Annotated in this window: 14 protein-coding genes; 4 read left to right on the top strand and 10 right to left on the bottom strand. The window is 70.1% G+C overall.

Annotated features, from left to right (window positions below):
• Positions 1-11: 11 nt before the first annotated feature.
• Both IE305_RS30140 and IE305_RS30135 read right to left on the bottom strand, forming a co-directional pair.
• Complete coding sequence (locus tag IE305_RS30140; protein ID WP_373311782.1) at positions 12-260, bottom strand: TauD/TfdA family dioxygenase; 249 nt, start codon at positions 258-260, stop codon at positions 12-14.
• A gap of 156 nt (positions 261-416) precedes the next feature.
• Positions 417-563 (bottom strand): universal stress protein, encoded by a 147-nt coding sequence (locus tag IE305_RS30135; RefSeq protein WP_373311785.1) that lies wholly within the window; start codon positions 561-563, stop codon positions 417-419.
• Between the two features lie 24 nt (positions 564-587).
• Between IE305_RS30135 and IE305_RS33860 the strand changes: the two genes are divergently transcribed.
• Complete coding sequence (locus IE305_RS33860; protein WP_373311781.1) at positions 588-743, top strand: hypothetical protein; 156 nt, start codon at positions 588-590, stop codon at positions 741-743.
• Between the two features lie 136 nt (positions 744-879).
• On the opposite strand, the gene IE305_RS33300 is transcribed toward IE305_RS33860, so the two are convergent.
• Together IE305_RS33300 and IE305_RS30120 are read right to left on the bottom strand one after the other, a co-directional pair.
• Positions 880-1,521, bottom strand: a complete 642-nt coding sequence (locus tag IE305_RS33300) for a transposase family protein (RefSeq protein ID WP_229891726.1) — start codon at positions 1,519-1,521, stop codon at positions 880-882.
• 53 nt (positions 1,522-1,574) lie between these two features.
• Complete coding sequence (locus IE305_RS30120; RefSeq protein WP_190132993.1) at positions 1,575-2,117, bottom strand: MOSC domain-containing protein; 543 nt, start codon at positions 2,115-2,117, stop codon at positions 1,575-1,577.
• Between the two features lie 1,073 nt (positions 2,118-3,190).
• Between IE305_RS30120 and IE305_RS30115 the strand changes: the two genes are divergently transcribed.
• A complete protein-coding gene (locus IE305_RS30115) occupies positions 3,191-3,757 on the top strand; it encodes a hypothetical protein (RefSeq protein ID WP_229891724.1) in 567 nt (188 codons plus the stop codon).
• A gap of 323 nt (positions 3,758-4,080) precedes the next feature.
• Here the strand turns inward: IE305_RS30115 and IE305_RS33855 are convergent, their stop codons facing one another.
• Both IE305_RS33855 and IE305_RS30105 read right to left on the bottom strand, forming a co-directional pair.
• Positions 4,081-4,722 carry a Rieske 2Fe-2S domain-containing protein gene (locus IE305_RS33855; protein WP_190132992.1) on the bottom strand — a complete coding sequence of 214 codons (642 nt, stop codon included), beginning with the start codon at positions 4,720-4,722 and terminating at the stop codon, positions 4,081-4,083.
• 136 nt (positions 4,723-4,858) lie between these two features.
• On the bottom strand, positions 4,859-5,164 hold the full coding sequence (locus tag IE305_RS30105; RefSeq protein ID WP_190132991.1) for a hypothetical protein: 306 nt from the start codon (positions 5,162-5,164) through the stop codon (positions 4,859-4,861).
• A gap of 39 nt (positions 5,165-5,203) precedes the next feature.
• Here IE305_RS30105 and IE305_RS30100 point away from each other — a divergent pair, with 39 nt between their 5' ends.
• Together IE305_RS30100 and IE305_RS30095 are read left to right on the top strand one after the other, a co-directional pair.
• On the top strand, positions 5,204-5,800 hold the full coding sequence (locus tag IE305_RS30100) for a phosphoribosyltransferase family protein (RefSeq protein WP_190132990.1): 597 nt from the start codon (positions 5,204-5,206) through the stop codon (positions 5,798-5,800).
• A 330-nt stretch (positions 5,801-6,130) separates the two neighbouring features.
• On the top strand, positions 6,131-6,313 hold the full coding sequence (locus IE305_RS30095) for a hypothetical protein (RefSeq protein ID WP_190132989.1): 183 nt from the start codon (positions 6,131-6,133) through the stop codon (positions 6,311-6,313).
• 333 nt (positions 6,314-6,646) lie between these two features.
• Here the strand turns inward: IE305_RS30095 and IE305_RS30090 are convergent, their stop codons facing one another.
• The 4 genes from IE305_RS30090 to IE305_RS33290 all read right to left on the bottom strand — a co-directional run bounded on the left by IE305_RS30090 (position 6,647) and on the right by IE305_RS33290 (position 8,984).
• Positions 6,647-7,069 (bottom strand): TipAS antibiotic-recognition domain-containing protein, encoded by a 423-nt coding sequence (locus IE305_RS30090; protein ID WP_190132988.1) that lies wholly within the window; start codon positions 7,067-7,069, stop codon positions 6,647-6,649.
• Between the two features lie 492 nt (positions 7,070-7,561).
• On the bottom strand, positions 7,562-8,005 hold the full coding sequence (locus IE305_RS30085) for a helix-turn-helix domain-containing protein (protein ID WP_190132987.1): 444 nt from the start codon (positions 8,003-8,005) through the stop codon (positions 7,562-7,564).
• A 63-nt stretch (positions 8,006-8,068) separates the two neighbouring features.
• Positions 8,069-8,449, bottom strand: a complete 381-nt coding sequence (locus tag IE305_RS30080; protein WP_190132986.1) for an NUDIX hydrolase — start codon at positions 8,447-8,449, stop codon at positions 8,069-8,071.
• 343 nt (positions 8,450-8,792) lie between these two features.
• Complete coding sequence (locus IE305_RS33290) at positions 8,793-8,984, bottom strand: hypothetical protein (RefSeq protein ID WP_229891721.1); 192 nt, start codon at positions 8,982-8,984, stop codon at positions 8,793-8,795.
• Positions 8,985-9,137: the final 153 nt, after the last annotated feature.

The raw sequence follows: 9,137 nt of genomic DNA, 5'->3' as shown, positions 1-9,137 counted from the left end.
CGCGCGTCGTTTCAGTCCACCCACACACGGGCCAGGCACCGGCGGGCGTGTGGGCTGGGCGGGTCGTCGAACGCGGTGCGGCCGTGCAGTACGACGGTGTTGTCCAGCCAGAGCAGGTCTCCCGGCTCCAGGCGGATGCGCAGGACCGTGCGCGGGTCGGAGAGGATCTGGTCGACTGTGTCGAGGGTCACCTGCACCCTGCTACATCCCCGTCCCCAACGCACTTGCCGGCGACACCCTTCACGGAGACGACGGCTCACTGACTCCCCGACGACGAGCCGAACGCTAACCTCACGCGTTCATGGAACTGCCGCCGGGACGGCCTCCGGGCAGGCCTGCGCGGGTGCCGTTCGAGGGGCGACGTGCGTACGCGACGGCCCGGCCGCCTCGGGGTGGCAGCCAGGCGGTCGACCCGGTCAGGCGTGGGGCACCACGACCACCGGACAGGGAGCGTGGTGCAGGGCCCGATGGGCGACCGAGCCGATCCGCCGTACGCCGTGCTGCCCGGCGGCGTGCCGCCCCACCACCAGGAGGCAGGCCCGCGTGCTGTGGGAGAGCAGCACCTCCGCGGCACTGCCCAGCTCCACGTGCTCGTCTACGGCATCAACAAGATTGCCGGCGGGTGGCCGCGCCTGGCCGGCACCGAGTTCGCCGGTTCCCTCCAGGCCGGCTGCCGGGTACCGACCAGCTCGACCGACGTCTACCTCTTCAAGAACGACCGGTACGTGCGCTACACCGTCTGACCCCCGCCCGCTCTCCGCAGTGCCGGGTGGCCCGCTTGGCGGCGCCTCGTCGGAGTCTTTCGGTCTTCTCGGCGGGGCGCTGACCTGGTCGGGAATTCGTTGGCCAGCCCCCGGTAGCCCTCGTCGACCTCGGCTTTCACGCTGGGCTGGAGGCGGAACTGCTCGGCGATGCCCTCGGTGCGCACAAGGTCTGGTCGTGCATCCGGCCGGGACGCATTGCGCCGGACCACAGGGTGCGGCCCTGATGATCGCTGATCGTGGTGGTCTTGATGGTGTTCTGCCTGCGCTTGCCGGAGACGAAGGCCTGTCTGCCGGGCCGGTTGGCCCTGGGGCGCCGGACCTGGGTCTCGGTGCCGTCGATGCGCAGAGTGGCGTTCTCGGCGGCGGCGTAGGCGAACACGTCCTCCAGGGTGTGCAGTCGCAGGCCGGGCCGGTCGGGGATGGCGAATCCGCGCTCCGTCAGGAGCGGGGGCATCTCGCTGATGGAGCGGCCGATGATGGTCGAGCTCACGTCGTAGATCATGCCGAGGGCCTCGTGGGTGAGGCCGGTGCGCAGGTGAACCAGGGTGGCCAGCAGCCGGTCGGTGAAGACGAGTTCGTACGTCGGTCCGGACCCGGCCTGCCGTCGGCGCGCGCCCCGGCGCCGCTCGTGCCGCGCGGACTCGCAGCGCGCTTCCCAGCGTGGCGCGAGTTCTTCGGTCAACTCGCCGAGATGCTGGCGCGCGACGCCGCAGAAGGCAGGATGGGCCATGGTCGCGCGGGCCTGCTTGATCTTCACACCTCAAGAACCCGGACGGCCCTCGTCATGTCACGGCCTGCCCTGGAGGCTGGTCAGACCCGGTCCAGGGGTCGGTGCGGACCGCTGGGGAGTTCCATTTCGATCGTGTCGCCTGGGCGTACTACGCCGCCTTCCCTCACGATGCTCATGATTCCGGCTTTGCGCACGATGTTCCCCGCCTCGTCGCGGCCGACCACCTGCTTGAGCAGCCCATCCTGGAAGTGGTCGATCTGCAGGCAGGGATTGCGGAGGCCGGTGACTTCCAGGACCGCGGAGTTGCCGATGTGCAGCAATGTGCCGACCGGCAGACCGAGCAGATCGATGCCGCGCGTGGTGATGTTCTCGCCGAGTTCGCCGGGCGCCACCTTGAACCCTTCTCCGCCGACCTCGGCGAAGAGCTCTTCATGAATGAGGTGGACCTGGCGCAGATTCGGTTGGGTGGGATCCTGCGCGACGCGCGAGCGGTGCTTGACCGTCACACCGGCGTGCACGTCCCCCTCCACGCCGAGCCCGGCGAGCAATCTGATGCTGTCCCGGTTCGGCTTGGTGAACGAGTACTCCCCGTTACTGCTGACCGCCATCACTCTTCCGCTCATGGCGCGGAACCCCCTCGTCGGTAACCGTGATCAGCCACAAGCCTAGCCCTGGCCCCTCAAGACACAGCATCACCATCAATCGCGGGTGGGGCCGTAAGCGAGCTCCGCCATGGCGATCCCGCCGATGGCCGCGGTACCAGGGTCTGCGGCCCGGCCGTCATTCGAACGGCCGGAGCCGTCTCGCCACCGGCCCGACAGCGGTGAACAACTGGTGAAGGAGACCGTCGTCGCCGCCAGGAGACCGCCATGCCCCAGCCGGACACCCCAAGGCAAGCCGCCCGACGCACCGTGCTGGTCACCGGAGCCGCTACCGCACCGCGGAAGCGGACGCCGACTCCGGCGACGTCTTCACCACCACGCACATCGAGCCCAACATCGGCGCCGCCACCGCCCTCGAACTCGCCCAGACGGGCCCACCTCGGCCGAGGCCGACCTCTTCGACACCGACTCCGTACGCACCATGGCCTCCGCGCTCCTGCAGCAGAAGACGGCCTCATTTTAAATGCCGTGCGTGGAGCTCGAATTCGCCAACCAGGCCTCAGCGCCCTAGTCCAGGTGCCGGCCGCAAGGCGACCCGTTGGTAGCTTTTGTGTCGTCAGGTGGACTGGGTTTTCGCGCCCTTAAGCGGTGGTGGGCATGGTCAACGGGCGGACCGAGCAGGACCGCACCTTCGCCCCCCGGCCGCGACGGTGGACTGCTGCCTCCCGGGTGGCGGACGGCTTCTGGTTCGCCTTCGGCCGGGCGGTGCCTCGCAAAGGGCTTCTTGGACCTGATCCATGCCCTGGTCCTGCTGCGCGAGCGCGGAGTACAGCACCCGCATCTCGTGCTTGCTGGCGGCCGTCAGCGAGACGGACGACCCCACCGACCACCAGCGGGAGCTGTCCGCCTTCGTGAGTGAGCACCGGCCGCCGGTCACCCTGATCGGCCGGTTCGGCGCCGGGGTGCGCCAGCTGCCGGCCCACCCGGGCCTGCGGGTGGTCGTCCCTCACCCTCGCGGCTACCGTGGAACTTCGCCTGTCCTGCCCCCCCCCCCCGGCAGGGGCGCCGGCTGGGGTTCCCGTAACGTCCGCTCCATGATCGCTCTCGATGCCCTTGTCCGGCTCTGCCCACCGCCCGCCGATCCGCCGCCCGCCGTGGGCTGGGCGCAGGTCGAACGCGCCCTGGGTGCGGCTCTGCCCGCCGACTACAAGCAGCTCGTCGAAACATACGGCGATGGCGTCTTCGACGACACGATCTGGCTGCTCGCCCCCGACTCCGCCTACGAGGACTGCGACCTGCAAACGCAGACGACGGAGCGGAACGAGATCTTGGCAGACCTGTGGGAGGGGGGCGAGGCGAAGCCCGCCGGCCTGGTGGAGGCGGGGGCGCGGGTTCTGCCGTGGGCATTCGAGGAGGGCACGGGGGCCTTCCTTTACTGGCTGGCGCGGCCCGGTCAGCATCCTGACGAGTGGACCGTGCTCTACAACGAAGGACGCGGCCCGTTGTGGGAGCACCATGACATGGGGTGCCTGGCCTTCCTGCTGGCAGTGCTCACAGGAACGGCGGAAACGCAGTACTTCGGCCACCTCCACGAGGAGCTGAAGCCGACGGAGCACCGCTTCTCGACGGCCGACCAGACTCTCGGAACATCCCAGCGCTGACGCCGTCCGGCCGCTCTCGACGGCCTGGCGTCGACCCGTCAGCGGTCGCGACGCGTCAGGAGGCGCCCGGTCGTACGGGGTACCACCGGTCCGGACGGGCCCCGGTCAGCTGTAGAACTGGGCGGCCCACTGCCGGTAGCGGTGATCGTGCCGTCGCCCTCGGCCAGGCGGGGTCGCGGCAGGTAGACCTTGTGGTACCAGATCGGAGTCGCTGACCAGATCCTGGCGCATGGTCGGCCCCAGCAGGTGGGTGAGGAGCCAGGAGAGAACCAGGGAGGCCGTCACCTGGCCGCCGCGCGTCCGGTGCTGCGACACCGGGCACTTCAAGGCTGGCGGAGACGCGGAATTCCATGGTGCGCGGGCCGGTGGGGGTGAAGAAGACGTACGAGTCGGCCTGGCCGCGGATCTGGGGGATGCCCGCCAGGGCACGGATGAGCCCGAGTCCGTGCCCCTGGGCGTGGATGACGAAGCGCAGGGTCCCCACCAGGGGGAAGTGGCGCCGGGTGACCAGGCGCGAGCGCGACCGGGACCGGGACCGTCGAACTCGACCGCCTCCACCCGTGTTTCCCGGTAGCCGTGCAGGGTCGGGAAGTGCCCACGTCGAAGGCGTTCTCGTTGACGCCTTGCGGATAGGCCGTGAGCGTTCGTCTGTGCTCGATCGGGCGGGGAAAGCCGGCGACGCGCAGCTCAGAAACGTCCCAGGTGGCGGGTCGCCGCTCGGCGTGCCACCACACCATGACCGCACCGTTGACGTCGCGTACGTCGAGAGTGTGCAGGCCCATCCGGGGGATCCGTTGGCCGTAGCCGGACCGTACACATGGGCCGTCCGGGCCGAAGGCGAAGGTGTGGAAGGGGCAGACGATGTCTTCCCCCTCGACCCGGCCTCCGCGGCCGAGGTGGGCGCCGAGGTGGGGGCAGTGGGCGCCGGCCGCCAGCGGGGTCCCGTCGCCGGTGCGGTGGAGCACGACGTCCTTGCCAATGAGACGCCGTCGCAGCACCTTTTGTGGGAAAGCTCACTGCTGTAGGCCAGCGCGAACCAGCCGTTGGGGTAGGGCAGCTCGGTTGTCAGCGGTCGGTCGACCATGCGTCGTGGTCTCTTTGTCAGAGCAGGTAGCGAGGGTCGCGGTCGCGCCCAGTCAGCGGGAGGTACGAGGGGGTCTCGGTGTCGCACGACGCGATGCGGTCCTGGGTCTCGACCAGCTCGAACCCCCTCTCCTGCAGGGCCTTGTCGACGAACCTCCTGGTGGGGATGCCCGAGAGGGCCGTGCCCCTCTCGATGCCGCGCTTCACTCGCCGGTGGTCCAGGTTCGCCGGGTCGTACCGGTCGGTACTGACCAGCGTCGGGTGGCCGGGGGCGGACCTCGTCGGAGAGGTCCGCGCGGAGGCCGCGGGGTGGATCGCCCCCACCTGCGAACCAACACCTCCTTAAACGCCAGCGACACCTGCGTGCTGCAGGCCACCGGCCAGGTGTACCTCGACGGTGAACAGCCGTCGGTGAACCCCATCCCGCGCGGCGCCAGGCTGCTGGTGGTGGACGACATCGCCGGGTCCGGCGCCACCTTGCGCACCGTCCAGACCTGGCTGCGCGCCCGACTGCAGCCGGCGGCGCTACGCAGTGCGGTGCTGTGCCGCAACCGCGGCACCGGCACTACCCCCGACACCTGGGGATGGGACGTGGCCGACTGGGTGCGCTTCCTCTGGGAGGGCCCCCTGGACCAGGCCACCGAACCGCTCCCGACCCTGACCGTGCTCCACCACCGCCGGGACTGGCCCCCCACGCCGCCCAGCCTGACGTCGGCGCTCGCGCCGGCACCCACCCGTTCCCTTCCACGGACAGACAAGAGGAGGCAGGCCATGACCTTCGGCCTCGTGCCCGGCAACCGCGTCCTGATAGTCCCGCCCCACCCCGACGACGAAACCCTCGGAGCCGGCGGCACGATCGCCCGGCTCACCGCCGAAGGCGTCGAGGTGCACGTCCTAGCCGTCACCTGTTACCCCCTCCCCCCGCTGGGGAAAGGCGGCCAGCACCGAACAGCGCCGTGAGGAGTTCGAAGCGGCCTGCGACGTGCTCGGGGTGGCGGGCCGGGCCATCGCCTGGACGGACGACGACCGGGCCCTCCACCTCGAAGCCCACCTGAGCGACCTCGTCCGCCTGATCGAAGACAAATCCGAGCCCTCGTTGAACGTCCTGCGGCCCACCGCTCTGCTCATGCCGGCCGCGGAAGCCGTCCACCAGGAGCACGAGCTGGGCCCCGGGCCTGCTACGCCGCCGCCCGGCCCGGTGGCACCGCGCGCCACAGTCCGGACGTCGTCCTGGGCTTCGCCGGCCCTGAAGACTACGCCTGGGCCCGCAGCCCCGAGCAGCACCCGGTGGTGGGCATCACCGGAAGCGCCGCGGTGAAGGAGAAGGCGCTGGAGTGCTACCGCCGGGAGATGCGAGGTGCCGCCCACCCGCACAGTCTCGAGAGGATCTGGGCCTTCGACGCCGCCCGAGCGGCGGCCCTGGGCACCGAGCGGGCAGAGTCGTTTCGCCCGTACCGAATGGCCTGGCGGTGAGCGCCGACACCTGCCGAAGCGAAGGTACTGGTGGCCGTCGGGCTGGTGGCAGACGACGTACCCGGTGAAGGAACTGCCGTGGCACGCGATCGATGCGCCGTGCCCACGGCTGCCTCTGGTAGCGCCACGTATCGCAGGAGAAGGATGACGTGGCGGTGGTGCCGTTCCACGCCGCGGGCAGATCGCTCCCGCAGAAGACGCAGACGAAGTCGCCCTCACGCACGATGTCGTCTCGGCACCAACCCGAGACCCCGGTCTCTGCTTCCTCCTCCCAGGGCTGCGGCAGCCCTGGGGCCTACCCCGTCCATGCATGTCCTGGCCCGTGCCGCCCGACTACGCCGAAGCCTCGGCCCCTGCGCAAGGGGCGAACCCACTCCCCTGCTCGGCGAACACCTTGATCGCGGCGCCCAGGAAATCCACCAGACCGGGGTGGTAGGAATCGTGGAACGCCCTCATGGCCTCGTCCTCGGCGTAGAAGAGCGACATGCCGACGTAAGCCTCCCTGGAGGGGGTGTAGAACCGGCAGGCGATGTCGAAGTGCCTGCGGACGAGCTCCTGGACCTGCTGGTCCCCTGGCAGGGAGCCGCCCTCCAGGAAAGCCGCGATCTCCCGGTACAGGACGTCCCAGTCCTGGTGGACCCGCTCCCTGTCCACATGCTCCCAGTTGTTGGTCGCGGCAAGGCTCTTCGCCTGCTCCTCGGCCAAAGACCGGCGACACTCGTCCTCGTAATTGTTCCCCACGGCACCGGTTCCCATCGTTTCGTCACCTCTCCGGTGGGTCCCCGAGAGGCCGCCGACATGTCGACGTCGACCGGCCGCCGATGATCAACTGCCGGTCCAGGCCGAACGGTGACACACAGCCACCGGGTCGGCAATCCATTTCTTGGCCCCTCCGGCGCTCCGTCCCGGTCAGCCGACGGCGGAAAGGCGCAGCTCGAACGGTGAGCCTCGGAGCGGGGCGTCCAGCCGCTCGACCGCGCGGCCCGGATTCCCGCGGTGACCTTGCGCGGCAGGACGAGCTCGGCTCGCGCCGGGTCCGGTTCCATGACGGCCGGTCGACCGGTCTCCACGACGGAACACCGGTGCGGACGCGGAACCGTATGCCGTCGATCAACTGCCGCCGAGGCCAGACGGGGGGGCAGGCTGCGGGCGGTCCAGCGGGCCGCGGTGGCCAGGCGCTCTTCGGGGAGCACGTTGCCGAGGGCGACGCCGAGGCCCACGCGGGCACGGGCGAGGAGCCGTACGACGTCACGTTCGCTGTGCCCGTCCTCGACACGGGCTTCCAGGCGCGCGACGAGCGGCCAGAGTTCGGCGACGGCTTCGGAAAGCGTAGCCGGACTGGCGGGCGATCTCGGCGAGCCGGACGGTCGACTCCCCGAACTGCACCATGGCCCGGTGGTCGGTGTCGGCGACGTCGGTCACGCCGAGGACGTGCGGCGGCAGCCCGAGGCGTTCCGCGACGCGGCGACGGGAGCCGACGTCGTCCAGCGAGCGTTTGCCGAGTTCCAGAGCCGAGACGTACGTCTTGTCGTGCCCCAGGGCATCGCCGAGCTCCGTCTGGTTGAGCCGGTGCACCGCCCGGTGGAACCGCAGGATCGTCCCCAGGTCACGGGTGGCGAGAGCGGCCTCGGCCTGCGGGCTCGCCCAGTGCCAGACGACATGGCGGGCGGCTGGGCGGGGCGCCGGCAGCATCACGTCGCTCCTCCCGGCGGCCGGTCAGCGCTGCCTCTGCCCGTACCAGGTGGCGATGGCGCTCTAGTAGCCGTCGGGCATGTTCAGCCCTGCAGCCTCGTCGGCCGTGAAGAGGCCGATCTCCTTGTGCTCGTGGCTGATGACCGGCGTGCGATCCGGGGTGAGCACGGTGCAGCCGTACGTCACGATCAGCACGCGCCGGCCGGGGATCGGCTCGTAGATCCACACGCCGCCGTCGATGAGCGGTCCGGTCTTCACCTCCCAGCCGGTCTCCTCCAGCAGCTCCCGCTCGACCGTCGTCTCCGGGCTGTCGTCGTGGTGCTCGAGGCGGCCGCCGGGCAGCTCCCATTCCGCGCGTTCGTTCTTGAGCAGCAGCACGCGCTGATGGATGTCGAGGGCGACGGCCTTGACGGAGACGGGCCAGGTCGGGGGCGTGTAGGTCATCGCTGTCCTTCGCGCGTCGCCGGTCCTTGGGGCGTGCGGAACATAGCACGCACTCAGCAACTCTCCGCCCGTATAGGCCAATTGTCCGAGTCGACAATCCGTCGCTGTACCACGCCACCGGTCCGAGTCGACCCTGGCCGCACCGTTCCCGAGGAGAGGAGCGCGCTGATGCGCGAGGCGAAGCCGCACAAACAGCACCGCGCGCCAGCGGCGTGGTGGTGTCAGGCGGAGGATGCTGGACGTGTTGCGCGAGACCGTGGGCTGCCGCCGCTCTGTTAACAACGGCCCTTGGCATACACGGCGGATATTCGAGTTGCTCAACTCCGTGGTGACCTTCACGCGGTCACCGCCTCGGCGGTTTCAACATCCAGCGGACGGGTGGCAGCTCGGTCAGCCGCTTGTCCCACGGCTCGGGCACAGCCACCCTCTTGAAGGCCATGGCCTGCTGTTCGTGCAGCTGCTCCAGCCGTGCGGCCAGTAGGTGCTCGGCCGTACGAGACCGCGCGGTCTCGGCGGCCCTGGTGGCGGCGGCCACGGCGTCCGCGCCGTCCGGGTTGCCCCGGAACCAGCGCCGCTTCTGCTCGGTTGCGAACGCCCGCCGGGCCTCCGCCTCGGCTTCCTCGGTGCGGCCTAGGCCGTTTCTTTCGGATCATCTGATCGTTGGTCTGGTGTGCCGTTGACGGACGCG

The sequence above is a fragment of the Streptomyces mashuensis genome, assembly GCF_014654785.1.
Lineage (GTDB): Bacteria > Actinomycetota > Actinomycetes > Streptomycetales > Streptomycetaceae > Streptomyces > Streptomyces mashuensis.
This window is presented reverse-complemented; position numbering and strand designations above follow the sequence as displayed.

What these genes read in the sequence shown, in the direction of transcription:
- IE305_RS30120 (WP_190132993.1), bottom strand. Translation starts at nt 2,117, where the DNA reads ATGAGCGGAAGAGTGATGGCGGTCAGCAGTAACGGGGAGTACTCGTTC.
- IE305_RS30115 (WP_229891724.1), top strand. Translation starts at nt 3,191, where the DNA reads ATGATCGCTCTCGATGCCCTTGTCCGGCTCTGCCCACCGCCCGCCGAT.
- IE305_RS30090 (WP_190132988.1), bottom strand. Translation starts at nt 7,069, where the DNA reads ATGGGAACCGGTGCCGTGGGGAACAATTACGAGGACGAGTGTCGCCGG.
- IE305_RS30085 (WP_190132987.1), bottom strand. Translation starts at nt 8,005, where the DNA reads ATGCTGCCGGCGCCCCGCCCAGCCGCCCGCCATGTCGTCTGGCACTGG.
- IE305_RS30080 (WP_190132986.1), bottom strand. Translation starts at nt 8,449, where the DNA reads ATGACCTACACGCCCCCGACCTGGCCCGTCTCCGTCAAGGCCGTCGCC.